Origin of the sequence: Saliterribacillus persicus (genome assembly GCF_003337485.1) — a bacterium.
In the GTDB taxonomy this organism is placed as follows: domain Bacteria; phylum Bacillota; class Bacilli; order Bacillales; family Amphibacillaceae; genus Saliterribacillus; species Saliterribacillus persicus.
The window spans coordinates 208,747-231,871 of record NZ_QPJJ01000005.1; the positions used below are offsets into that span (position 1 = coordinate 208,747).

Annotated in this window: 27 protein-coding genes; 5 read left to right on the top strand and 22 right to left on the bottom strand. The window is 33.5% G+C overall.

The features are described from left to right. Window positions 1–170: 170 nt before the first annotated feature. The 10 genes from glnA to DFR57_RS07800 all read right to left on the bottom strand — a co-directional run bounded on the left by glnA (window position 171) and on the right by DFR57_RS07800 (window position 8,462). On the bottom strand, window positions 171–1,541 hold the full coding sequence (gene glnA / locus DFR57_RS07755) for a type I glutamate--ammonia ligase (RefSeq protein ID WP_114352564.1): 1,371 nt from the start codon (window positions 1,539–1,541) through the stop codon (window positions 171–173). 183 nt (window positions 1,542–1,724) lie between these two features. Then, complete coding sequence (locus tag DFR57_RS07760) at window positions 1,725–1,940, bottom strand: YdbC family protein (protein WP_114352565.1); 216 nt, start codon at window positions 1,938–1,940, stop codon at window positions 1,725–1,727. 17 nt (window positions 1,941–1,957) lie between these two features. Then, window positions 1,958–3,127, bottom strand: coding sequence for a PstS family phosphate ABC transporter substrate-binding protein (locus DFR57_RS07765; protein ID WP_170132937.1), 1,170 nt, complete (start codon window positions 3,125–3,127; stop codon window positions 1,958–1,960). Between the two features lie 143 nt (window positions 3,128–3,270). After that, entirely contained in the window at window positions 3,271–4,419 is a 1,149-nt protein-coding gene (trpB, locus tag DFR57_RS07770; RefSeq protein WP_114352567.1) for a tryptophan synthase subunit beta, read from the bottom strand. Window positions 4,420–4,696: 277 nt separating this feature from the next. Next, a complete protein-coding gene (locus tag DFR57_RS07775; protein ID WP_170132938.1) occupies window positions 4,697–5,314 on the bottom strand; it encodes a DUF4352 domain-containing protein in 618 nt (205 codons plus the stop codon). A gap of 283 nt (window positions 5,315–5,597) precedes the next feature. Next, window positions 5,598–7,094: a sodium:solute symporter family protein gene (locus DFR57_RS07780; RefSeq protein ID WP_114352569.1), complete on the bottom strand. Its 1,497-nt coding sequence runs from the start codon at window positions 7,092–7,094 to the stop codon at window positions 5,598–5,600. After that, window positions 7,091–7,282, bottom strand: a complete 192-nt coding sequence (locus DFR57_RS07785) for a hypothetical protein (protein WP_245937418.1) — start codon at window positions 7,280–7,282, stop codon at window positions 7,091–7,093. Before DFR57_RS07785 ends, DFR57_RS07780 begins: the two co-directional genes overlap by 4 nt. A gap of 154 nt (window positions 7,283–7,436) precedes the next feature. Continuing rightward, window positions 7,437–7,625: a hypothetical protein gene (locus DFR57_RS07790; protein ID WP_147269774.1), complete on the bottom strand. Its 189-nt coding sequence runs from the start codon at window positions 7,623–7,625 to the stop codon at window positions 7,437–7,439. A gap of 60 nt (window positions 7,626–7,685) precedes the next feature. Beyond that, window positions 7,686–7,922, bottom strand: coding sequence for a hypothetical protein (locus DFR57_RS07795; protein WP_114352571.1), 237 nt, complete (start codon window positions 7,920–7,922; stop codon window positions 7,686–7,688). Between the two features lie 210 nt (window positions 7,923–8,132). Next, a complete protein-coding gene (locus DFR57_RS07800) occupies window positions 8,133–8,462 on the bottom strand; it encodes a winged helix-turn-helix transcriptional regulator (protein ID WP_114352572.1) in 330 nt (109 codons plus the stop codon). A 134-nt stretch (window positions 8,463–8,596) separates the two neighbouring features. Here DFR57_RS07800 and DFR57_RS07805 point away from each other — a divergent pair, with 134 nt between their 5' ends. Then, window positions 8,597–9,127 carry a YceI family protein gene (locus DFR57_RS07805; RefSeq protein ID WP_114352573.1) on the top strand — a complete coding sequence of 177 codons (531 nt, stop codon included), beginning with the start codon at window positions 8,597–8,599 and terminating at the stop codon, window positions 9,125–9,127. A gap of 60 nt (window positions 9,128–9,187) precedes the next feature. On the opposite strand, the gene DFR57_RS07810 is transcribed toward DFR57_RS07805, so the two are convergent. The 3 genes from DFR57_RS07810 to DFR57_RS07820 form a co-directional block, all read right to left on the bottom strand. Continuing rightward, window positions 9,188–10,288 (bottom strand): hypothetical protein, encoded by a 1,101-nt coding sequence (locus tag DFR57_RS07810; protein ID WP_114352574.1) that lies wholly within the window; start codon window positions 10,286–10,288, stop codon window positions 9,188–9,190. Continuing rightward, window positions 10,285–11,571, bottom strand: coding sequence for a hypothetical protein (locus DFR57_RS07815; protein ID WP_114352575.1), 1,287 nt, complete (start codon window positions 11,569–11,571; stop codon window positions 10,285–10,287). Before DFR57_RS07815 ends, DFR57_RS07810 begins: the two co-directional genes overlap by 4 nt. 107 nt (window positions 11,572–11,678) lie before the next feature. After that, window positions 11,679–12,644, bottom strand: coding sequence for a LacI family DNA-binding transcriptional regulator (locus tag DFR57_RS07820; RefSeq protein WP_114352576.1), 966 nt, complete (start codon window positions 12,642–12,644; stop codon window positions 11,679–11,681). 84 nt (window positions 12,645–12,728) lie between these two features. Between DFR57_RS07820 and DFR57_RS18240 the strand changes: the two genes are divergently transcribed. Continuing rightward, complete coding sequence (locus tag DFR57_RS18240; RefSeq protein WP_170132939.1) at window positions 12,729–12,902, top strand: hypothetical protein; 174 nt, start codon at window positions 12,729–12,731, stop codon at window positions 12,900–12,902. A 98-nt stretch (window positions 12,903–13,000) separates the two neighbouring features. On the opposite strand, the gene DFR57_RS07825 is transcribed toward DFR57_RS18240, so the two are convergent. Genes DFR57_RS07825 through DFR57_RS07835 form a run of 3 tightly spaced genes read right to left on the bottom strand, consistent with a single transcriptional unit; the run spans window position 13,001 to window position 15,221 of the window. After that, the gene (locus tag DFR57_RS07825) at window positions 13,001–13,762 is read right to left on the bottom strand and encodes a DUF817 domain-containing protein (RefSeq protein WP_114352577.1); all 762 of its coding nucleotides are present in this window, start codon (window positions 13,760–13,762) and stop codon (window positions 13,001–13,003) included. A gap of 19 nt (window positions 13,763–13,781) precedes the next feature. Next, window positions 13,782–14,141 (bottom strand): nuclear transport factor 2 family protein, encoded by a 360-nt coding sequence (locus tag DFR57_RS07830; protein ID WP_114352578.1) that lies wholly within the window; start codon window positions 14,139–14,141, stop codon window positions 13,782–13,784. Window positions 14,142–14,189: 48 nt separating this feature from the next. Beyond that, window positions 14,190–15,221: an LLM class flavin-dependent oxidoreductase gene (locus DFR57_RS07835; protein ID WP_114352579.1), complete on the bottom strand. Its 1,032-nt coding sequence runs from the start codon at window positions 15,219–15,221 to the stop codon at window positions 14,190–14,192. Window positions 15,222–15,411: 190 nt separating this feature from the next. Here DFR57_RS07835 and DFR57_RS07840 point away from each other — a divergent pair, with 190 nt between their 5' ends. After that, window positions 15,412–16,032, top strand: coding sequence for an NAD(P)H-dependent oxidoreductase (locus tag DFR57_RS07840; RefSeq protein ID WP_114352580.1), 621 nt, complete (start codon window positions 15,412–15,414; stop codon window positions 16,030–16,032). 174 nt (window positions 16,033–16,206) lie between these two features. Here DFR57_RS07840 and DFR57_RS07845 read toward each other — a convergent pair whose 3' ends face one another. Then, on the bottom strand, window positions 16,207–16,461 hold the full coding sequence (locus DFR57_RS07845; protein ID WP_114352581.1) for a hypothetical protein: 255 nt from the start codon (window positions 16,459–16,461) through the stop codon (window positions 16,207–16,209). Window positions 16,462–16,949: 488 nt separating this feature from the next. On the opposite strand from DFR57_RS07845, the gene DFR57_RS07850 reads away from it, so the two are divergent. Beyond that, window positions 16,950–18,149, top strand: a complete 1,200-nt coding sequence (locus tag DFR57_RS07850) for a cation:proton antiporter (RefSeq protein WP_114352582.1) — start codon at window positions 16,950–16,952, stop codon at window positions 18,147–18,149. A 136-nt stretch (window positions 18,150–18,285) separates the two neighbouring features. Continuing rightward, the gene (locus tag DFR57_RS07855) at window positions 18,286–19,056 is read left to right on the top strand and encodes a thermonuclease family protein (protein WP_114352583.1); all 771 of its coding nucleotides are present in this window, start codon (window positions 18,286–18,288) and stop codon (window positions 19,054–19,056) included. 197 nt (window positions 19,057–19,253) lie between these two features. Here the strand turns inward: DFR57_RS07855 and DFR57_RS07860 are convergent, their stop codons facing one another. The 5 genes from DFR57_RS07860 to DFR57_RS07880 form a co-directional block, all read right to left on the bottom strand. After that, window positions 19,254–20,018, bottom strand: a complete 765-nt coding sequence (locus DFR57_RS07860) for a TatD family hydrolase (RefSeq protein WP_114352584.1) — start codon at window positions 20,016–20,018, stop codon at window positions 19,254–19,256. Beyond that, window positions 20,015–20,755 carry an ABC transporter ATP-binding protein gene (locus DFR57_RS07865; RefSeq protein WP_114352585.1) on the bottom strand — a complete coding sequence of 247 codons (741 nt, stop codon included), beginning with the start codon at window positions 20,753–20,755 and terminating at the stop codon, window positions 20,015–20,017. Before DFR57_RS07865 ends, DFR57_RS07860 begins: the two co-directional genes overlap by 4 nt. Beyond that, complete coding sequence (locus tag DFR57_RS07870) at window positions 20,752–21,537, bottom strand: ABC transporter permease (protein ID WP_114352586.1); 786 nt, start codon at window positions 21,535–21,537, stop codon at window positions 20,752–20,754. Before DFR57_RS07870 ends, DFR57_RS07865 begins: the two co-directional genes overlap by 4 nt. Window positions 21,538–21,606: 69 nt before the next feature. Beyond that, on the bottom strand, window positions 21,607–21,900 hold the full coding sequence (locus DFR57_RS07875) for a thiamine-binding protein (protein WP_114352587.1): 294 nt from the start codon (window positions 21,898–21,900) through the stop codon (window positions 21,607–21,609). Window positions 21,901–21,915: 15 nt separating this feature from the next. Further along, window positions 21,916–22,911: an ABC transporter substrate-binding protein gene (locus DFR57_RS07880; RefSeq protein WP_114352588.1), complete on the bottom strand. Its 996-nt coding sequence runs from the start codon at window positions 22,909–22,911 to the stop codon at window positions 21,916–21,918. Window positions 22,912–23,125: the final 214 nt, after the last annotated feature.

The following is a 23,125-nucleotide window of genomic DNA, read 5'->3' on the forward strand; positions in this document are numbered from 1 at the left end:
TTAAGATTTATATTTTTTTGATTTAAACCCTATACCCGCTTGCTTAATTTAATCAATCACAGATGTTTTACTATTTATTATTTCTTCATTATCCAGTAAAGCTAACTTAGAAAATAGCCTGTGCTCTTAGCAGAACGCAGGCTACAATCATTTAGAAAATTAAGTTTGGTTTAAAATTTAGTTTTATATTGATCTAATTCCCACTCTGTTACAGCAATTCGGTAGCTATCCCATTCTGCTTTTTTAAAGGATAGATATTCCTGAAAAGCAAATTCACCTAATACTTTACGACCGATTTCACCATCATTCATAGCCTCGATAGATTCCCCTAATGTAGTAGGTAAATTATCGATTTGACGTTCCTCGCGCACTTCTTCACTCATACTGAAAATGTCATCTGTAGTTTCTTCAGGTACTTCTAGATTAGAGGTCACACCATCTAAACCAGCTGCTGCTATTGCTGCAAATGCATAATATGGATTTGCAGATGGATCTGGACAACGAATCTCTACACGTGTAGCTAAACCTCTATTTGCCGGAATTCTAACTAAAGCAGAACGGTTTGAAGATGACCAAGCGATATAGCAAGGTGCTTCATATCCAGGTACTAGTCGCTTATATGAATTTACTAGCGGATTTGTAAAAGCAGCAAATGATTTTACGTGTTTTAAAAGTCCCGCAATAAATTGATATGCAGTTTTAGATAACTGACGGCTGTCAGATTCATCATAAAAAGCATTTTTTCCTTCTACTTCATTAAATAATGACATATTCACGTGCATGCCGTTCCCGTTTGCTCCAAATACAGGCTTTGGCATAAAGGTTGCATGTAAACCAAATTGCTTCGCTACTGTTTTTACGACCCATTTAAAAGTTGTTGCATTATCTGCAGTGGTTAAAGCATCATCAAATTTAAAATTAATTTCATGCTGTCCTTCTGCCACCTCATGGTGCGATGCTTCAATGGTAAAGCCCATTTTCTTTAAAGTTCGATAGATTTCAAGTCGAACTCTTTCACCTAAATCATCTGGAGCGGGCTCGAAATACCCACCTTGGTCGTGCACTTCTTTTGTTGGTTTCCCATTTTCGTCTGTTTTAAATAGAAAAAATTCTAGCTCTGGACCTACATTGATCGAATAACCTTTTTCTGTTGCTTTATCAACTGTTTTTTTTAATACATTTCTTGGATCTCCTTCAAATAAGGTATGATCAGGATTTGTTACACTACATAAAAATCTTGCTTCAGAATAGCCCTTTTCTTCTGTCCAAGGTAATACTAGAAAAGTAGATAAATCAGGTAATAGATATAAGTCTGATTGATTTATTGGAGTAAAACCTGTGACGGAAGAACCGTCAAACATGGTTTCGCCTTTGACTACTTCATCTAATTGCTCTACTGTTACAGTTACTTGCTTCAGTGTCCCTTCAATATCAACGAACTGTAAGTGTAATAATTCCACATTTTTTGTTTTAATTTGTTCATTGATTCCCTCTAATAGTGTTTTTTGATCCAATCCTTTTTCTGCTACAACTGTTGTCATTCTTTCCAATCCCCTTTATGTTAGTTTTTTTAACATCACTTGTTATAAGTTATACTACTATTTTACCGATTATTCCGTCATTTGTTTTGTAAGATTTTCTGACAAAGTTTTTAGAAAAATATTCATAAAACAAAAAAATTCTAGTTGATTTCATAGGAAATTCAACTAGAATTTTTATTTTTATTATTTGTTTTTTATTATCTTTTCCAACGCTTGAAATTCTTCTTCTGAAAGTGTTACTCCTTTGCCCATCTTTTCGTATTCAGGAGCCCAGTCACGGATATCGTATTTTGGTTCTCGTTCATTCCAGCTTACTAAATTTAGTTCTTTTCTCCAGCCTTTAGGAGATTCTGACAATACCGCCACATGCTTAATAATGTCGTATTTAATTGATGCCATTTTAACTCACCTCATATTTATTGTTTTAAGGGGACATAACCCGTTTTTTCTATGATTTGTTGTCCTTGTTCACTAGTTATCCAGTCAATTAAAAGTGGGATATTATTATTATCATAATCAGTTCTAGTAATAGCATAAAACTCTGCAGTAAATGGATAGGTGTCATTGTTAATGTTTTCTTTGTTAGGATCAATTCCATCGATTTGTACAAATTTGATCTTTCCCTTATCAACCATCTCACTTGCAAAATAGCGAAAGGTAAAACCAATTGCATCTGTTTTATTTTTATAGTTAGCTGTTTCACGAATAATTCCACCCATTCCAGATACAATTTCATCTGTCGGCGGCTCCATTAATCGTTTACCATCCATCACTTTTTCTAGCATCGTTTGACTACCACTATCAGCTGGTCTCTGAAAAGCTCGAATTTCTTCATCCTTTCCTCCTACTTGGTTCCAGTTTGTAATCTCCCCAGAATATATCGCTTGAACCTCTTTAACTGTCAATTCAGTTACAGGATTATCAGCGTGGACAAAGAAGACAAATGCTTCTTTACCTATGGGTGTTAAATCAAGTGATACATTTCTATTCTCCGCTTGCTTTTCTTGTCGCTCTGAAGGTCCTGCTGTGAAGATAATATCAACTTCACCACGAAAAAGATTCTGATAGGCATTTCCCGTTTGGCTTGCTAACACAATATTCTCATCGTCTTCTAGGTTATAATCACCTTCAGGATATACTGCTTTTACAAATGCTGCATACAATGGATACAAAGCTGTTGCACCAACTAGAACTGGTAAATTTTCTGTAATGGAAATAGTTGGTTCTGAATCTAAAGAGACGAGTTTATCATTGTCACTAGCGGGTTGATAGCTTTCTAGATCTACATCTTGATTGGAAACAATCTCTAATTTATCCTGATAGACCTGATAGGAAACATAACTAATTAATATGACTGTTGCTACACTGTAGAAAAAAAGCGTAAATTTTTTTAAATTCTTTTTCGTGCCCTTCATAAATATGGCACAATTAGTGATGATAATAGTGGTGAGTGCTACTACGAAGATGAACATGATAGGATATTCTCCTAACCCCGTAAAAGCTGCACCTATAATCATTGTGAAACTAATAAATATCATTGCACCTGTTAATACAAGAGAAACTATAACCTTTCCTATTTGATTCATTATAAGACTCCTTCTGTAAAAATAGCATACATTTTGAAGCATGTCGTATCTTCATCTCGATAAAAAAACGCAAATGCACATCACTGCTTTTTTGCGTTTTTCTAAGTTAGTTAAATTTTTCATAGAAGATTAAATTTATTTTTTTACTTTTCCATTTCATAGACCTGCTGTACATCTTTATCTCCACGTCCTGATAAATTCACAATAATGATATCATCTTTTTTAAGTTCGCTAGCTAGTTTGGTAGCATAAAAAATGGCGTGCGCACTCTCCAAGGCAGGTATAATACCCTCAATCTTTGATAATTCTTTAAAAGACTCTAAAGCCTCTTCACCAGATACTGTTACATATTCTGCTCGTCCAGTTCCTTTTAAATAACTGTGTTCTGGACCAATACCAGGATAATCAAGTCCTGCTGCAATAGAGTAGGTTGGCTTTGGGTTCCCTTCTTCGTCTAGTAGCGTTAAGCATTTAAATCCATGAATAATTGCAGGTATCCCTTCGGTTAAAGATGGTGCTTCAGCAGGTTCTACACCAATTAAACGTACATCTGGTTCCTGTATGTAATTTGCGAAAGCTCCAATTGCATTACTTCCTCCACCAGTTACAGCAATGACAGCGGTAGGTAGCTTCCCTTCTTTATCTAGAATTTGACGTTTGGATTCTTCACTAATTACTGATTGGAAGAATTTCACCATAGTAGGGAAAGGATGAGGGCCAACTGCAGATCCTAATAAATAGAAAGTCGATTGATAGTTTTCTACTAAATCACCTAAAGCAGCGTCAACGGCATCCTTTAATCGGCCTTGTCCAGCATCTACACTAACAACCTTCGCTCCTAATAATTCCATCCGAAACACATTAAGTGCTTGTCGCTGCATATCATGTTTTCCCATGTAAATAATGCACTCCATGCCAAACATTGCGCAAGCAGTAGCGGTTGCAACGCCATGTTGACCAGCTCCAGTTTCTGCAATGACTCGATGCGCTCCCATTCTTTTTGCTAATAGTATTTGACCGATTGCATTATTAATCTTATGCGCACCAGTATGGTTTAAATCTTCTCTTTTTAGATATATTTTAGCTCCACCATATTTTTTAGTTAGATTATCTGCAAACGTAAGTGGATTTTCACGACCAACGAAATCTTTTAAGCAATCATTAAATTCTTTTATGAAACTAGGATCCTTTTTTGCTTTTTCAAATTCCTCTGCTAATATTTCCAAAACATGCTGTAAATCCTCCGGAACATAGCTTCCACCAAATTCACCATAAAAACCTTTTTCACTCATATGTAATCACTCCTCTAATGAGTTCTATTATAGCAAATATCAAACCTATTAAGTTATTTGTTATCAGAAAATTTCTAAACTTATAACACAAAAGCACAAAAGCCTCTTGGATCTTACTATAACCCTTATACCAATCTAATAATGATTGTCTAACTAAATCAACACAACACGATGTTTATCGAATATAAATGGAAAAAGCGGATAATGGATTAATGGAAGTGTTTTTTAATTTTCTAGTTAATAAAAAGACACAGAATCCTTTAAATTAGACTGTGCTTTATTCCGTTAAGCGAATTTTCCCTGTTTCCGATCCTTGGAAATCAGTTTGAACTTGTACCATTAAATCCTGCGAATTAGCGATGTTTTCAGGTAGATCAAAAACTATTTTTCCTTTACTTTCTATGCCAGGATTGAGGTCTTCTAAGAATAGAGTACTGCTTCCATTTGCGTAAATAACAGCTTCCGCATCCGCTTCATATTCAGTATTTCCAGATATTAATTTAAAAAAAGTGGAGTCTACGAGAATTGGTTCATTTTTTTCATTTTTTACTGTTAAACCTAGAACTAGATAAACATCTTTCGCATCTACACTGACAACTTCACCAATGGTACCTTCAATTGACTTACCATTGATTGTATAAACAACATCACCTACTTTTACTGATTCTCCTATACCAGGCATTTCCGATTTTTCTTTTGTAGATTCATGTGTGTTTTCTTTTACTTGATCATTTTCTGAAGTACTCTCTTTATCAGCAGATTCTTCTTCAGTTTTTCCACCGTTAATAACATCTTCTCCACCAATAGCAACAGCACCTGCCCCAATCAAGATAAGTACAATTAACCAAAGCCACCAATGCTTATAGAAAGATTTCTTAGTTATTTCTTTCCCCATAAAATATGGTCCCCCTAGCATGAAATGTATAAGAATAATTTACTAAACTGGTTAATATTTTACAAGCGCTATTATCTTTTCACAAACCTCTTATTATTTTTAAGTTGTACTGCTTTATTTCAGATGATATTTTTTTGCTCTCATTAGTGAAACTTGGTTTATCACCAAATCTTTATGTTGAAAGCCTTCGTTTCACTTATACATTTGTCCGATAAGTTTTATACTTTCCTATAGTGCAAAAAAAAGACACAGCCTACTTTGAAATAGACTGCGTCTTAGTATTTCAAGAAATTTTAGATTTAACATCTATCCTTTTCTTTTTCTTCATTTCTTGTTTAATATACCCAATAAATTCATTTGCTTTTTCAGTAGGCGCTTTTGTTACAAGACTAATTCCTACATATAGAATCGTTGAAACACCAAGACCCCAAATACCAGAAGCTAAATTTAATGGTTTCAAGCTGAATAACTCAAGTGTGATAACAAGTAAGCTACTTATAATAACACTTGAAAGCACGCCTACTGCACTACCTTTTTTCCAGAAAAATGCACCAATAATCGCTGGAACAGATACAATCAGCCCTGCAGAGGAAGACACAGATAAAACTGCAATTAAATCCAACTGAAGCTGGGCAAATAAATACGCTAAAATTGCAATTACAGGTATTACTAATTTCCCAACCAATAATTGTTTTTTATCTGTAGCACCTTTTTTAACGTTTTGGTAAACGTCTCTTGAAAATAATGATGATAATGTTAAAAGGATAGAATCAATAGTTGAAATGGCAGCTGCCATAATTCCGACCATTACCAGTACACCTAATACTGGAGGTACTAAGTCAGATGATAACAGCATTGGTGTAGCTAAATCTGCATTTTCTAAATTTGGAAACATGATAGATGCTGAAAAACCCCAAATAACAGATACAAATGTATAGATAAATCCAAAAATTAAGAATCCTAATAACATATGTCTCAAGCTTTTTAATGATGCGGGCATGAAGAGACGTTGACTAACCTGAGGATTAGAAATACTAAAGAAAAACCAAGGTATTGTTAAACCAAGGAAAGTCCAAAAATTAAAGAAACCATTTCCAGGTACAGCTAAGGAAGAAGGATTATTTGTTTCTAGAGAATTGAAAAATCCACTAAGTCCTCCAAGTCCGTTAATGATAAGAATAACGACGATCGTTGACGTAATAATCATCAATAACGATTGCAGAGAATCTGTCCAAGCAACTGAACGAATACCTGCAATATAGGAAAATACTAAAGCTAATACAGTTGCAAGCACAACGCCTGTGGTAAAAGGAATGGCATCATTTGTCACACCTTGTAAGAGATAACCAATACCAGTTAATTGAACTGCACTGTATGGGATTAAAAAGATACAGCTTGAAACTGCTATAGCTACTGCAACCCATTTATTTTTATAACGATCACCTAACATTTCTGACGGTGTAACGTAACCATATTTTTTACCAACCAGCCAAAATCTTGGTCCAAATATTGCAACTAATGAAACACCCATAAAATATATAATTTCAAAACCAAATGCCCCTACACCACCATTGTAAGTTAAACCAGCTAGTCCAACTAACATGAAAGCACTATAAGTTGTTGCGCTATAGCTTAAAGCGGACACAAATCCATTTAATTTTCTATCCCCTAAAAAGTAACCAGTCATACTATTTTGTTTACCATTTCTTGATAAGACTGCTATCACTAATGCTATTAGTACATAAACAGTTATCGTTCCCCAGACTAGTGTTGTACTCATTCTTCTTCACCCCATCCTTGGGTTAACTTTATATTTGCCCAAATAATAATAATTCCGAGTATTGCCCATAAGAGAAAGCTTCCATACCATGCAGTTACCTCACGCAATAATGTATAAGGAAGTAAGTAACCTAAAAATATGATAATGGCAATGATTATTCCCCATTTTTTCTCTCTTTCATTCAACATAATCACCTCTTGTTTGATTTATCACTATATTCATTATACATTTGATTTTACATGTGTAAAGACACTTATGTAATGTTTTATATCTTTTATCGTGTCCAATCAAAAAGCCAACTATTTATAATATGGATAAATAGTTGGCTTGTCTTACGTTCATTTAATTATTTTTATTTTGAGTTCCAGACTGTCTATTTTTTCTTATATAAATATTATATCCAATTAGGGCAATAGCTATTGCAAAAATAACAAATGCAGGTACATGGATTACACCTGTCAAATCTAGAATCATCATAATAAATAAAGCTGTCAATAACGGTATTCTAATTTTATTATAGTACATGTTCACTCACATCCTCTCTTCTACACTATAGCAAAAAACGACATCAAAAAATAGTCAGTAAAATATTTAGAAATCAGGTTTTACATAATCGCTTTTTACTGGTTTATTAGCTAAGATTGATGCCAAAAATCCGATAAATGGAAAGATTAGTGAAAATAAAAGAACTGGTGTATAACTATCAAAAATCTCAACAAACATGGAATTAGAATAAGTTTGACCAGGACCTAAAAAAAACACTCCTATTCCAGCAATAATTACAATAACCCAACCATAATATATCCTTTCAAATATTCGCTTTTTCATAGCTGCACCATCCAATTACCATAATTATTATCTTTTATAAACAAGCGCTTTCAAATGCACTTATAAACTTTATACTATAAGAAAAATGGATGATTCGACAACTTTCTTGCTTCAAAGAATGAAAAATAAAATTAGAAATAGCGACAGGGTTTTCCCTGCCGCAATTATTGTTTGTTTAATTTTTTTATGAAAGGGAAAATCCCAACTAACTTAATTTATAACTTTATTTGGTGGTTCTACCCAGTCTTCAGCCCAGTGCTGGATGCTATTTAGAACCGGTTCAAGTGCTTTACCTTTTTCTGTTAACGTGTATTCAATTCGAACTGGAATTTCATCATAGACTTTTCTTTTTACTATTTCTTGTTTTTCTAAATCTTTTAATCGTTCAGAGAGCACTCTGCCACTTATTCCAATAGAAGCTTCTAATGTAGAGAATCGTTGAGGACCTTCTAATAACTGAAAAATAATTAATCCAGTCCAACGTTTATTTAATAAATTTAATGCAGATTCAAATCGTGGGCATATATTCTTTTCAATCATTCTTTTCACCTCTTTCTACTATTATAACAAAAATTCTTTACAAATAAAATAAGTTAGATACTTGACGTAATTAAATTTTATTTGTATACTTACTTACATAAAGTAACTAAATAATTTTTTCGGAGGTTTTAATTATGACAACAGTAAAATTAGACAAAGTACACAGTGGTTTAAATTTTCAAGTGAAACATATGATGGTATCTAAGGCAAAAGGCGAATTCCAAGAATTCGATGTAGACTTCAAGGGTGATTTTGACAATTTAGAAAATGCACAAGTAACCGTAACGGTAGATGTTGCTTCTATAGAAACAAATAATGAAGATCGAAATGGACACTTAAAATCTGGTGATTTCTTTGATGTAGAAAGTTATCCAAATATTACTTTTGTAAGTAAATCTGTTAAAAAAATCAGCGAAGAAGATTACGAATTAACTGGTGACCTTACTATTAAAGGTGTAACAAACGAAGAGACACTTAAAGTAGAATATAATGGTAAAGCGAAAGATCCAATGGCAGGACATATGGTTGCTGGAGTTGATATCGAAGGTAAAATAAACCGTGAAAAATATGGTTTAACATGGAATGCTCCACTTGAAACAGGTGGCGTATTAATTGGTAAAGATGTAAAAATCCATGGTGGCTTAGAGTTTGTTATAGAAGAATAAAAAATTAAAAACCAACGTCTCTTGGGCGTTGGTTTTTTTGTATATTAATTAAAGGTTCTTTTATATAAATTGAAAAAAAGATAAAATTAAAGCCAGACTGCTCATGGCATATGCCCCAATCACATATCGTTTTTGCTTTTTTGTATTTTCATTCAATTGTTGCTGCAGAGCAGTGTTCTTTGAGAAAGCATCTCGTTTAAATTCCTCTAAAATAGATGATTTCTTTATTATTTGCTCATTCTGCACCTTTAACTTTTGCTCATTTTCACCAATCTTGTCGGACTTAATTGCAATTTCCTTTTTCAATTTTTCTAATTCTAAATACATTTCTTTTATTTCCTCAAACATGGCGTCAATTAATTTTTCTTGCCTTTTATCTTCCTGTTCTTGTAATAATAATTTCACTCTTTTTTCATGTAGTTGTTTTTCAATTGCTCGAATTGATGCTTCTTGACGATTATCTTCTTGAGATTGCTTCAACATCTCTTCTTTTACAAAATGAATAATTTCTGTTTGGCGTTTATCTTCCATGGCTTGCAGGCTTAATTCTTCTTTAAGATCGGATAATATATCATTCTGTTTTTTATCAATGTAATCTTGTTTTACTTGCCTTTCTTTTAACGTACGCAAGATATCATTTTGCTGTGTTTCAGATAACTTACTATTTTTTAATTCCTTTTTTATTTCTGTTAAAAGTTTTTGGTGGTTTGTTTGATTTTTATAATATTGAATAAAAGAATCCTTCAATTCTACTATTTGTTGTTCATTCTCTGTTGTTCTTTGTGCAGACTTAATCGCTTCACCTAAAAAATCTTTCGCCATTGTCATATATTGATTATCTCTAAAATCATTTGTAGACTCATGTTTTTTTAGCGATTCCATTATTCCACCAAGTATTACGATATTGTTCATCGATAGAAAAACAACTCCTTGAACAATGGTTAAAAAAGTAGAAATGGTATCATTTTGTTTAATCATCACATGTGCAAGATCTCTTGTATTATTAGTTACTAAGCGCTGAAAAAATTTTCTATTCTCAATTTCACTTAAATCATGTTTATTTTCTTTTATCGCAAGAGCAAGCTCAGCAATACTTTCTGCAATCATGGACGGGTTTTTTTCTATTTCTTCTTTTGTTAAAAGACTTATCTCTGTTGTCATTGGACTTTCCCCTCATTATTCAGCTTTTTAAATTCATTCATCATGTCAGTTATCGATTCAAATTCTGCTTCTAAATTGCTGACTCTTTCTTTATTCTTACTATCGAATTCTTTTCTATTCCATTCAATTAATCGTCCAATTTCTTTGGTATAATACATCGACTTTTCTAATAACAATAACGTTTCCATCGATTCAAATTGTGATTTTAAAGTAGTTAAAGTCATTATTTTATGTGTGCGAGCATTCAGCTCTATTTCTTTTTTCAAGACTTTATATACAAGGTGTACAGTTCGTATAATCATCACAAGGTTTAAAGACGTAGGTCTTTTAGTTATGATTACTTTTCCTATATTTACAGCAGTCGCAATGCCATGTGAAATAAGCAGCATCTGTTCCTTTTTATGCTTAATCATTTCTTTTGAATAGGAACTATCTCTATGTCTTAAGCTAGTATAAATCCACAGTATAATCTCAGCAGTGGCAACAGGAACTCCTTGCATAGCGAGGTTTCTCATATTTAGTCCGTCTTGATATAGTTCATTGGCAAATTTACGAATATCTCGATTAGGAAAATGTGTAAGGACACTAAAGCCGGGAATTGGTAAACTTTTAGCTGAAAAAAAATCTGCAATCATATGTAAGAAGTATTCAAGTGTTGCTTCACCCAACCCCATCGATTGATAAGGTGTTCCATTTTGGTTTACATCTGAAATCACTTTTATGAATTTACCGTCATCATAATAACCATCGATAAATTTCCCCGTACTAATGGAGTATATGGCTAGTAATATAAAAAGGAGATCATGAGAGAATGTTCTTCCTCTGTGACTCCCACCTCCAAATTTATAACCTTGATAATCAAGTGGAGAACCTTTATGATTTTTTGTGAGAAAATCATGAATTTTTCGATTTAATTGATCTTTTTCCAATCTTTTTCCTGTAACTGGATCTTTTCCATCGTGAATACTATTTAGCCATTTACTAAAATCTGAATCTTTGTGTGAAATACTCTGCTTGTTATGATGATCACTTATTAAGAAGTCTTGGGTTATTTCAAGCATTGCTGTACTAAATATTACGATATAATCCCATTTATCAAAGGGGATAGTATTAATATCTAACCCATTTATTTCTTCCGATAGTTTCTCTATCTCATCTACTACATCAATTTCGGTTTCAGAAAATATTCGATCATTTTCAAATGGCTTTATTTCTTCTAAGAAATCAAAACTTAAATGATGTAAGCTTTGATATAAAGAGTTATATGTAGTTTGCTTTATCATGTAATATCCTCATTTTTCAAAATTTATTTATTATACTATATTACCACAAAAATAATAAAAGTGAGTATATTTACCTAAAAAAGAAAAGGAGCTTTAATGCATCCTTTTCAAACTGTGTTTCGTATTATCAGTTTTAGTTTCATTTCTTTATGGCTATTTTCACCATTAACTTTTACAAGCTCAAAAAGCTTCTTTCCCATTTCTACTAATGGAATTTCTAACGTAGTTATATGTAACATTTTTGCGATAGCTTGATTATCAAATCCAATAATTGCTAGCTCCTCTGGAATTTGAAAGCCCTTCTCCCTCGCTGATGTTACAATCCCTGCCGCCACCGTATCACTCGTAACTAAAAGAGCAGTAGGTTTGTTTTTCAATCTTAGCAATTGATTAACAATTTTAGCTCCATCTTCTAATTGAAAATTATCAAAGAAAACCAAACGATCATCTTTTTCTAGTTCTTTTAAAGCAAGGAAATCCGCATAAGCTCGAGCTCTTGTCTCACTATTTGCTCCTCTTTGTCTCCCAATACAGTATCCGATTTTACTGTGTCCTTTTTCGTATAAAAAATCGAGAGCTTGCATAAAGCCCTTGTAATGATCAACATAAACAGAAGACACAAATTTTTTACTACTTGCATCCTCTCCAACTACGATTGGCCCATATTTCACATAACATTCGATTATATCCCATTCAGCTATTCGAGAACAAATAATGAGTCCATCAATTTGCTTATAACGGAGCATCTCTAAAGCCTCTATTTCACGTTCTTTTTCATAATTGGTCTGAATAAGTACCAATTTATAATTAGCAGCCACTGCAGCCTTAGCTATACCTTCCATCAATAAAGCAAAATAAGAATGATTGGTAAAAGGAATAACGACACCAATTAATTGTGTAGAGCCCTTACTAAGATTAACAGCATTTATATTCTGTTGATAATTTAATTGCTCTATTACCTCTTCTACAACTAATCGCTTCTCTTTCGAAACATACGGATGATTATTAAGCACACGAGAAACAGTCGTCACCGATACCCCCGCTTTTTTAGCAATATCTCGTATTGTCGGCATATTTTTTCATCCTTTTTCTTAATTTCATTTGCTCTGAAACGCGTTTCATCATATATACTTATTTAAACAAAGGAGGTAGTGGAGATGGACATACTATTCGGCTTCTTTTCCATTCTTTTTCTAGCAGGTATAACGCTAATACTTGTTCCTTTTTATTTAGGGAAAAAGGATACTGCTAGATTAAACGGTTTTACTGGTTATTTGAATGAAGTCTATCAGACGAATCTAGTTCTCCGTAGTAAATTCACTAAACGATAGTCAACTACCCTCTTGTTTAATGGCGTTACGCATCCATTGAGATGTGGCGTGACATGCTAATGTCGATCACTCTAGAAAATTAGAGTGATCGATTTTAGTTAGTGGACAATACGTTTTTGTTTCACATGTTTTAACATGGCCACAATCAAAAAGCTTACAATAACTAAAAGTAACCATGAACTAATCTTACTGAAATGCACAAGTTGCCACTCTGTTTCTTGATTGGGATATTGCCACCCACCAAAATAAGTTACAATATTCTCAGCGATCCAAATGAAAAATCCGATTAAAGCAAACGAAATGGCTAAAGGCATTCTGAAAGTTTTAGCATTTACAGTGAAATAAACAAACGTGCGCACAAAAATCAGCACGGTGAGTACCTTTAAAACCCATCTAATATCGTATATGTAATGATGTGTGAAAAAATTAAAGTAGATTGCTAAACTAAGGAACAAAACAGCCCACGTCGGTGGCCAGTTTGTCAAGGTTAATGAAAGTCTGCGCCAGGCCTGACACATATAACTAGCAACACTTGCATACATAAAGCCACTATACAATGGTACACCTAAAATTTTCATAAAACCTTCCTCTGGATAACTCCATGACCCCATGTGTACTTTATATATTTCAAGCATAAGACCAATCAAGTGGAATACAGCAATTACTTTTAGCTCATCCCAAGTTTCCATCTTCGTTAGTAGCATAACAATCTGTGTAATGACACAAATAATTAAAATAAGATCATATCGAGGTATATATGGAATTTCTATTATTTTAGTTAATGCTAAGGAAAGAAATATAACTAAAGGAAAGACACAAGCCATTGCTTGAGCTACTCCAAAATAGGCTAAAGATTTCATTGTGCCCTCCTCATAACATCTACAATTCTATTACGTAGCTTATAATCTCTTTAATTTTTCCGTTTTTGTGTTTATTCACTTTGTAAATATCACAAAAGCTATAATTTTTATGCTCTCCTGAGCTGGCTTCTACTTCTATCGTTCCATTTACGGCAGCTTCTTTTCCGTGTGTAATGATATGATTGATCACAAGATTAAAATGGTTTGTGTCATCCATATTTCCTAAAGTTTCTTTCAATGCTTCTTTTCCACTAATCGTACCAGTACCAACCATCTGCCAACTTACATCATCTGTTACACTTTCTAAAATAAAGGAAGCATTACCTTTCACAAATGCTTCGTTAAATTCCCTGCAAAAGATTTGAAAATTTGTTTCCATTTCTACCCTCTCCTTTTATTACTGTTAGTTACATCTAAGAACCTAGCATTATTTTTTAAGTTTTTCTTTCACTTTGGGGGCTACTTCTGTTGCTAATAGCTCCATGGTTTGAAAAATATTTTCTTTTGATTGTCCACCAATATCTACTTGTGCAACAAAACGGTCATGGCCAAATAATTCGTGCTGATAAAGAATTTTTTCAACAATTTGGTCTGGAGTCCCGACAAATAGAGACGATTCAGGACTTGTAATAAACTTCATATCGGTTCGTGAAACATTCATTTGTCCTCCCCCATTAATACTGGATAGGAATTTCCAATAATTTGCATAATGGGGATAAAATAATTGCTCAATCTCCGTTTTGGTTTCTCTAATAAAGGTATGTCCATTAAGGGAAATACGTTGGTCAGATGAGTTCCTAGCATCTTTAAAAGCACTTATTAATGCTTGATACCTTATTGTGACTCCACTAATTAACGCTACAGCAAGATGACATCCGTAATTACCCGCACGAATTGCACTTTCAATCGTTCCACCTACTCCAACCCACGTTGGTAACGTTTCTTGAATAGGTCTTGGAGAAATCTCCGCATCTACTAAACTAGATCTGTACTTTCCATCCCATGTGATTTTCTCATTTTTAGTTAAGGCTAAAAAAAGCTCTAAATGCTCCTCAAAAAGACTATCATAATCTCTCTCATCATATCCAAATAACGGAAATGATTCAACAAACGCACCTCTTCCAGCCGTGAATTCTGCTCGTCCATTCGATAGTAAATCTAAGGTAGCGAAATCCTCGAAGGCACGAACAGGATCCGTTGTATTTAATACGGTAGTCATAGCAGTTAAACGAATATTTTTCGTCGCTTGTGCAATGGCAGCGAGAACCATTTGAGGAGAAGATACTGCATAATCTAATCGATGGTGCTCCCCAACACCAAATATATCTAATCCTAATTCTTCAGCATATACACCCATCTCAACAATTTCATCGATTCTTTCTTTATAACTAGGTATAGTTTTAGTCGATAAATTAGGTATTCTTTCTGTTAATGTAAAAATTCCAAATTCAAAACTCATCGTAAAATCCCCCAAAATTAATGTTCTTTCATTATAGCATGGACAAAAATTAGAATGACAATCTAAAGTAATAGATGTTTGCTTTATCGTTGTCACAAAGAATTGACAATAAACTTATTGATATAAAGTAATCTATATTGTATAATAAGTTTGTGAATATAATCACATTTTATTCAGGAGGTACTTTAAAATGACGAAATTATTAGTAGTACGTGCCCATCCCTTAACTGGTCGAAAATCTCGTTCCATGCAAGTAACAGATGCCTTTCTAACGTCTTATCGATTATCTAATCCTACTCACGTAATCGAAGATATTAATGTTTATAATCAATATTTACCTGAAATAGATAAGGACCTATTAGAAGCATGGTCAATCTTACAAAACGGTGGGCGTTTTTATACACTATCCGAACAACAACAAAGAAAAGTGACTGTATTTGATTCTTTTACTGATAGTTTTCTAGATCACGACAAAATTGTTATAACCAATCCTTTATGGAATCTCAGCATCCCAACCAAGTTAAAAGCATGGTTTGATGCCATAACTGTAGCTGGCAAAACATTTCAATATACAGATCATGGTTCTGTTGGCATGATTGAAGGTAAAAAAGCACTTCACATACAAGCAAATGGTGGCGTATACGGTGGAAAAGATCCTGCAAGTCAATATGTTAAAATGATGTTGAATTTTTTAGGCATTGAAGATTGTGAACAGTTGTTTGTTGAAGGTATGAATCATCACCCTGAACAGGCAGAAGAAATTGTAGAAAAAGCAATGGAGAAAGCTACAGCACTAGGAAAAGTATTTTAAATATATAATTTTATAAAACGGTGATAATATTTAACGGTTTCCTTTAAAGGTAAAAAAGGAATTATCGAGTCAATTCACTATAAATTTGATATCATTCAAACAACATAATTTACACGAAAAAGGCTTAGAGAATTTCTCTAGGCCTGTTTCACTTCTCCGTTATTTGAATATCTGTTATGGCATAGAAGTTACTATTAATTCGATAATGCCTGTTAAAATAAGCAAAAACACCATAAAGGAACTGGAATACAACATAAGTTTCTTCATAATAACTTCTTCTTTTATTTGCTTATAAATGATAAACCCTAAGATTATCGAAATTAACCATATACTTACGCCTAAGATCGAAAATAAATATGATGAATTTGCTATCCAAAATACAGTTACAAGTAAATAAAAAAGCATTAAAAACCAAGCTAGTCCCTTCAAATTATTTCTCCTCTTTTCCATATAGACTATATTCCGTCGTCAAAGATTAGTGGTCATGATGAGTATTGAGTTTGCATGTGTTTTTAAAAAATATTAACACTCTACTATTTTAACATAATTTTACAATAAATCTTCAAAAAATTTGTAAAATCGGTTATTGAAAATTACATTTATTTCCTAGGAAATAGTTTTGAAAATGAAATAAAAATCCATTTTTCTAAATCATTAACTTATTACTACACAAGTGTTAAGGAGATACTCAATAATCAAGATAATATTATCGGAAAAAATTAATTAGCTTCATTAAGATTTGATTCAATATTAGTCATTTAAACTCTTATCTTTTTACTGGATTGACTTATAATTACCTAGTACATAGTATGACTGGATTATTATAGTATTTAAAAAATTTATAGTAATTTGAAGTGTTAGTTGTTCGTAAGAGGGTATAAAATAAGATAGAACTTTAAAGCCCAGGAGGTTTTCATATGGGGATATCACAATTGATTTGGTTACTACTGATTGGTTATATCGTTTTTTCTATTGATAAAAAACAAGAGAATTTCCCAGTCCCTACTATTTTAGTTGGAATAGGTGTTGGGCTTGCTTTTCTTCCAATCTTTGATCAAATAAATGTCAGTGACAAAATGATTTACGAATATATGTTGCCACCATTACTATTTATTTCTGCTTACCAATTTCCTATAGCTGCTTTTAGAAAAAATGCTAAAACCATTATTTTTTTAGCAACAATAGGATTAATTACGACAGTGGCCATCTTAGGTGGATTCGTCTATCTATCGAGTTTTCTATTTACTCCAATATCTTTTCTAGCTGCTCTCGTATTAGCAAGCATGCTGACACCAACCGATCCAGTTAGTGTTGTTTCGATTATGAAAAAATCGAGCGGTAATGAAAAGCAAGCACATATTGTTGAGGGAGAGTCAATGTTAAATGACGGCACAAGTATTGTAATTTTCTCTGTTCTTGCTGGTATGTTAACAAACCAAGAAACATTTTCAGTTTTATCATTTTTTGGTGAGTTTTTCTATGTCTCCCTTGGAGGAATTTTAGTCGGCATTTTATTAGGATTTATTACAAGTAAAATTGTGCACTATTCTCACAATAGAGAATATCAAGTAATGCTCAGTGTCATAGTTGCATATGGGTCTTTTATGTTAGCAGAGCATTTTCACGTTTCTGGTGTTTTAGCTACTGTTTCTGTTGGATTAATGTTGTCGTTTGAACATGGTAGAGCTATTAAAGAGGATCATTTCAGAGATTCATTAGATGGATTCTGGGGCATTATTGAATTAAGTATTTTAGGCTTATTATTTTTATTAATAGGAATCGAAGCAAAAGATTACTTATTCTTTAATGGATGGTTATTTGCATTTCTTATTTTCGCTTTTACTATTATCATTCGATTTGCTATTATTTTAGGAACCATGCATACCTTTTCCCATGCATCAGCTAAAAGTAGCTGGAAAGAATCCGGTATATTAACCTGGGCAGGACTAAAAGGGTCCATGTCTATATTTCTTATTCTTTCTCTTCAGGTTAAAGAAAATGGAAATGAAGAAATTAGTTGGATCATTTCGGTAGCATTCGTAGTAGTATTGCTGTCTTTGTTTTTGCAAAGTCTGACACTATCACCACTTTCAAAATCCTTATTTCGAAACAAATAAAACTAGCTTAGGCATCAAAATTCTGTTTTGATGCCTATTTTATTGATATTTAAAAAGTTAGAATTAATAGATGAAACTTTTTAGATATTGTAGTAGAATAAGTTTTTACATTTGAAATGACATCGGAGGCTACTTTATGAAAAGCACTATCTTCTATCTTTTCTTGATCTTTCTTGTTGGATGTGGAATACAAGATACTATTATAAATGAGGAAACAAATACCCAGAAAAATCAGGAAGAGTATACGGATAAGGAATTATCAATTCCAGAACAAAATAATGCTGAAAATACTGATAAGAATACTATCTCCGCCATAGTAACTCGTGTAGTGGATGGCGATACTATAAAACTAGAGGTAGATGGACAAGAAGAAACTGCAAGATTGTTATTAGTTGATACACCTGAGACGAAGCATCCAGAATATCCTGTTCAGCCTTTAGGCGAAAAAGCTACCAATTTTGCAATAGATAAATTAGCTGGGAAAACAGTTGAGATAGAATACGATGGACCAAAAAGAGATAAATATGATCGTATTTTAGTTTACTTATGGGTTGATGGTGAAAATTTCAATGAAATGTTACTAGAAGAAGGGCTTGCAAGATTTGCTTACGTATATGATCCTCCATATACTCATGAATTCAGTATGCGTCAAGCTGAAAAGAAGGCTAAGAATTCAGAAAAAGGAATATGGGGGATAGAAAATTATGTAACAGAAGATGGATTTAATCGTGTCACCAGAGAAGAACAACAAACAACGATTCAAAATGATAGCAAATCGGATGAAAATGATATTTATTTTGAAAATTGCACGGCTGCACATGCTGCCAATGTGACTCCATTGTATAAAGGCGATCCAGGCTACGGAACTCATATGGATGGAGATGGAGACGGAGTTGCCTGCGAGTAAGAGAAAGACAATCGATAATAAAAACGATTGTCTTTTTTGGTATGATATAAGAACTTAAATTCAGACTATGTAGAGCGTTTATTTCTTCGGTTAAGTACTGTAATACTGTCAATTCCCTCAAAAAATATTAGTTAATTCACTATCAGCAAAACACCATTTAGCTTCCTGCAGTTCCTGGCACTTTGAGATTTATGAATTTAAATCCCAAAAAAAGCCCGTGTGTTTCTTACTAACGTCTTGTCTATTTCTACCACATCAAGATTTTTTATTTCAGCGATCTTTGAAATAGAATGGAGCATCATATCAGGGTGTGTCATTTTATTTTTAAAGGGTCCATCAAAATTCCAAGGACCATCTGTTTCAATCATCATCTTATCGATAGGATACGTTTTGATCAAATCTTGTATTTCCTTTTCATACACGCAATCTGGTGTAATAGATATCATATAGCCGTTCTTAATCATACGGGAAATAGTATAGTTATCCCCTTTAAACCAGTGAAAATGCGCCTTTTTTACATCATACGCTTCTAAAAGATCACAAACTATTGGCGCATCAGTGTATATCGCATGTAGTACTACCGGTAGATCTAGCTCTTTGCTTAGTTGGATGAAACGCTCTAAAACGGATATGTACGAGCGTAAGCAAATACTTTTATTATCGAGCCAACGATAATAAGGTAATCCTACCTCCCCTATCGCAACAATTTTTTCTTTGTTTTTTCGAATCAGATTTTCAATTGCTTGAAATTCAACTTCACTTAAGAGTGCTTGTTCAGGATGCCAACCGAGTGCTACATAAAGATTATCATGCTCTTCATTTAATTGTAGCAATTGATGACAGGATGCAAGATTACTAGCAACTGAAATAGCGCCTGTTAATTCTTTTTTGTCGATATCTGCTAAAATCTTCCTTCGATCACTTTCACTGTACCAATCTAAGTGGATATGCGCATCAATCACATCAGTTCACCTCTTAATGCTAGATATATTTCCTTTTTTAAAGATAAAAATTCAGGCGTTAATAACAAAGATTCCGCGCGTGGACGTTCAAAGTGGATCTTAAATTCTGATTGAACAGTTGCTGGATTCGTTGATAGCACGAGAATACGATCTGATAGGAAGATTGCTTCTTCAATATTGTGAGTTACAAATAGAACGGATTGTCTCTCCTGTTCCCAAATAGACAATAACCATTTCTGCATGTCCAATCGTGTAAACTCATCTAAAGATGAAAAAGGTTCATCTAAACAAATGAAGCTTTGCGGGCTTAATAAGCTTCTGACAAAAGCAACACGTTGTCGCATTCCACCAGATAATTCATGCGGGTATGCATTCTCATATCCTTTTAATCCTGCTCGCATCAGCATTTCTTTTGCTTTTTTATAATCTGGTTTCTCTTTTATTTCTGCACCAAGCACTACATTATCTAAAATGTTTCGCCAAGGGAATAGCGAGGGACTTTGGGGCATATAACTTATCATCCCACGCTTATTATTAATTTTTTCATTATTCAAATAAAAAGTTCCGCTATCGGGAATTTCTAATCCCCCGATAAGGTGAAAGATTGTACTCTTCCCACTTCCTGAAGGTCCAAGTATCGAAACGAATTCTCCTTCTTTTACAGATAATGATAACCGATCTAATACAAGATGATCTCCAAAGCTTTTTGATAAATTTTCAACCATTAAGTGGCTCATCTTTTTTCCCCTTTTCCTCTTGGTTGCCATTTAATCAACATTTTTTCTAACGTGATAATAATCGAAAAAAACACTAAACAGAGAACCATAATAAATAAAATTGCTACAAATACTCGGTCCGTTCGAAATGAAGAGGATGCCAAAGTCATATATACCCCAATACCTTCATTCGCCCCTAACCATTCGGAAATAACCGCTCCCATTACACTATACGTAGCAGATATCTTTAACCCTGAAAAAATAGCTGGTAACGCATGAGGTAATTCCAACTTAGTAAATATTTGTTTTTTTGTAGCTCCTGCCATTTGCATGTAATGAATCAGTTCATGGCTTGTTTGTCGAAAACCATCCAAGGTTGCAATAGCTACTGGGAAGAAGCATACCAACACAATAATAATGATTTTTGGTAACATCCCAAACCCAAACCAAATAACTAAAAGCGGTGCTAAAACAATTATTGGGATATTTTGCGACAAAATCATCAGCGGGTAGAACGCCTCACGTAGCTTTGGTAATAGATGGAGCATTACCGCAACAACTAATCCCACACTAATTCCGATTAAAAAACCTATAACTGTTAAATTAATTGTCGAGATTACATGGTGAATATAAGCTTCAAAACCTGTCACCGCTTCTTCTAAAATTACACTTGGGGCAGGCAGTAACCAGCTAGGAATCGAAAAAAACATACTACTTAATTGCCAGGTTATAATGATTACTGTTATAACCGTAAATGGTAGCCACCCCTGAATGAATATTTTTTTGATTGAGTTATAAAACATGTCCTTGCACCTCAACTTCACTCTACAACCTTACCTAAATCTATCAAGATATTCATTAAAAAATAGAATCTATCTGTATTTCTCTGTCAAGACGTCCATTTTTGCATCGTTATCTTTTTTGTAATAAATTTTCACTTGGGAAATCACACTTGGACATCCCAAATCAGTCATTCTTTGATTCATTTTTTCAATTACATTTAACAAATTGGATAAATCACCTTCCATCGTGGTTTCCAGTGGATTTACTTGGTATTTTACACCTGACTTTTCAATTACGTCGATTGCTTCATCAACAAATGGAATAGAATCCTCTCCACTCGGCGTTTTAGGAATTATTTGAATGCTTACTAATGCGTTTGCCATGCTTTTCCCCCATTCTTATTGTGGTAAATACTCGTTTGTAAACGTAGCTTCTACATCTAATTCTTTTTCTATCAAGCCTTGTTCATACATCCATGTTGCATTATTTTCCCATACAGAGCTTTTTTGTTCACCCCAATAATTCGCATCATCTACATATCTGTCTGTTAACCATTCTTGACTAGCGTGCACTAATTCCTCATCAAGGTCTGGTACTGCTTCTACTAGAATATCAGCAGCTTCAGTTGGATTTTCAATGGCATACTTATATCCATTTGCAACAGCAGCTAAAAAGGATCGAATTAGCTCAGGATTTTCTTTGATTTTTTTCTCATTTGTGGTTATAAGAGGTGTGTAATAATCTAATTCCTCTGCGTAATCAGTTAGATATAACATATCTAGCTCTATTCCTTTTAATTCAGCTTCAATGCCTGTCCAACCATAATATATCCAAGCAAAATCGATATCACGTTCTACTGCAGTGAAAAAGTCTGTGTTGCCCATATTGACAATATTCACATCATCTACAGAAGCATTTTCTTCACTCATTAAAGCTTCTAACATTGCTTCTTCAATAGGTGCACCCCAGCCACCATATGTCTTTCCTGCAAAATCGGCAGGTGATGTTATTCCTTTTTCTTTTGGCGCAGCAAAGCCAGATGTATTATGCTGGATAATTGCTGCAATCGATACAATTGGTATATCCTGCGTTCTCGCTTCTGTTAAGGCCTCTTGCGCACTAATTCCAAAATCTGCTTGACCAGACGCTACTAATTGGTCAGAACCAGCTTCACCTGGCAACATAATTTCTACATCAAGTCCTTCTTCTTCAAAAAAGCCTTCAGCCTGTGCTACATATAACCCAGTATGATTGGTGTTGGGCGTCCAATCTAATACAAGTTTAACTTCTTTCATTTCTTCCTTACTCGATTCTTCTGTACTTTCCGTATTCTCACTCGTATTACAAGCCACGAGTAAAAGAATTAATAACATCATAACAATTAACTTTTTCATTGGTAAATCCCCCTTAAAATTATGTGTGTATGTAAGGTATAGAATTTATTTTGCTATTATCTTTTAAACCTGCTATTTCTTTTTCTAGGTTTTAAGATATTTTTTCTTTATGCAAAAACGGTTCTAAGTCAAATGTTGGGGTGAGCTAAACGCTCACTCCTAATTTATGCAACCCGAACATTGATATTTTTATATTGATGATGCAATAACACTT

What these genes read in the sequence shown, in the direction of transcription:
- DFR57_RS07865 (WP_114352585.1), bottom strand. Translation starts at nt 20,755, where the DNA reads ATGAGCCACTTAATGGTTGAAAATTTATCAAAAAGCTTTGGAGATCAT.
- DFR57_RS07855 (WP_114352583.1), top strand. Translation starts at nt 18,286, where the DNA reads ATGAAAAGCACTATCTTCTATCTTTTCTTGATCTTTCTTGTTGGATGT.
- DFR57_RS07870 (WP_114352586.1), bottom strand. Translation starts at nt 21,537, where the DNA reads ATGTTTTATAACTCAATCAAAAAAATATTCATTCAGGGGTGGCTACCA.
- DFR57_RS07835 (WP_114352579.1), bottom strand. Translation starts at nt 15,221, where the DNA reads ATGAGTTTTGAATTTGGAATTTTTACATTAACAGAAAGAATACCTAAT.
- DFR57_RS07840 (WP_114352580.1), top strand. Translation starts at nt 15,412, where the DNA reads ATGACGAAATTATTAGTAGTACGTGCCCATCCCTTAACTGGTCGAAAA.
- DFR57_RS07820 (WP_114352576.1), bottom strand. Translation starts at nt 12,644, where the DNA reads ATGCCGACAATACGAGATATTGCTAAAAAAGCGGGGGTATCGGTGACG.
- DFR57_RS07785 (WP_245937418.1), bottom strand. Translation starts at nt 7,282, where the DNA reads ATGTTGAATGAAAGAGAGAAAAAATGGGGAATAATCATTGCCATTATC.
- DFR57_RS07875 (WP_114352587.1), bottom strand. Translation starts at nt 21,900, where the DNA reads ATGGCAAACGCATTAGTAAGCATTCAAATAATTCCTAAAACGCCGAGT.
- DFR57_RS07830 (WP_114352578.1), bottom strand. Translation starts at nt 14,141, where the DNA reads ATGGAAACAAATTTTCAAATCTTTTGCAGGGAATTTAACGAAGCATTT.
- DFR57_RS07880 (WP_114352588.1), bottom strand. Translation starts at nt 22,911, where the DNA reads ATGAAAAAGTTAATTGTTATGATGTTATTAATTCTTTTACTCGTGGCT.
- DFR57_RS07815 (WP_114352575.1), bottom strand. Translation starts at nt 11,571, where the DNA reads ATGATAAAGCAAACTACATATAACTCTTTATATCAAAGCTTACATCAT.
- DFR57_RS07775 (WP_170132938.1), bottom strand. Translation starts at nt 5,314, where the DNA reads ATGGGGAAAGAAATAACTAAGAAATCTTTCTATAAGCATTGGTGGCTT.
- DFR57_RS07780 (WP_114352569.1), bottom strand. Translation starts at nt 7,094, where the DNA reads ATGAGTACAACACTAGTCTGGGGAACGATAACTGTTTATGTACTAATA.
- DFR57_RS07810 (WP_114352574.1), bottom strand. Translation starts at nt 10,288, where the DNA reads ATGACAACAGAGATAAGTCTTTTAACAAAAGAAGAAATAGAAAAAAAC.
- DFR57_RS07765 (WP_170132937.1), bottom strand. Translation starts at nt 3,127, where the DNA reads ATGAATCAAATAGGAAAGGTTATAGTTTCTCTTGTATTAACAGGTGCA.
- DFR57_RS18240 (WP_170132939.1), top strand. Translation starts at nt 12,729, where the DNA reads ATGGACATACTATTCGGCTTCTTTTCCATTCTTTTTCTAGCAGGTATA.
- DFR57_RS07795 (WP_114352571.1), bottom strand. Translation starts at nt 7,922, where the DNA reads ATGAAAAAGCGAATATTTGAAAGGATATATTATGGTTGGGTTATTGTA.
- DFR57_RS07825 (WP_114352577.1), bottom strand. Translation starts at nt 13,762, where the DNA reads ATGAAATCTTTAGCCTATTTTGGAGTAGCTCAAGCAATGGCTTGTGTC.
- glnA (WP_114352564.1), bottom strand. Translation starts at nt 1,541, where the DNA reads ATGACAACAGTTGTAGCAGAAAAAGGATTGGATCAAAAAACACTATTA.
- DFR57_RS07760 (WP_114352565.1), bottom strand. Translation starts at nt 1,940, where the DNA reads ATGGCATCAATTAAATACGACATTATTAAGCATGTGGCGGTATTGTCA.
- trpB (WP_114352567.1), bottom strand. Translation starts at nt 4,419, where the DNA reads ATGAGTGAAAAAGGTTTTTATGGTGAATTTGGTGGAAGCTATGTTCCG.
- DFR57_RS07805 (WP_114352573.1), top strand. Translation starts at nt 8,597, where the DNA reads ATGACAACAGTAAAATTAGACAAAGTACACAGTGGTTTAAATTTTCAA.
- DFR57_RS07800 (WP_114352572.1), bottom strand. Translation starts at nt 8,462, where the DNA reads ATGATTGAAAAGAATATATGCCCACGATTTGAATCTGCATTAAATTTA.
- DFR57_RS07850 (WP_114352582.1), top strand. Translation starts at nt 16,950, where the DNA reads ATGGGGATATCACAATTGATTTGGTTACTACTGATTGGTTATATCGTT.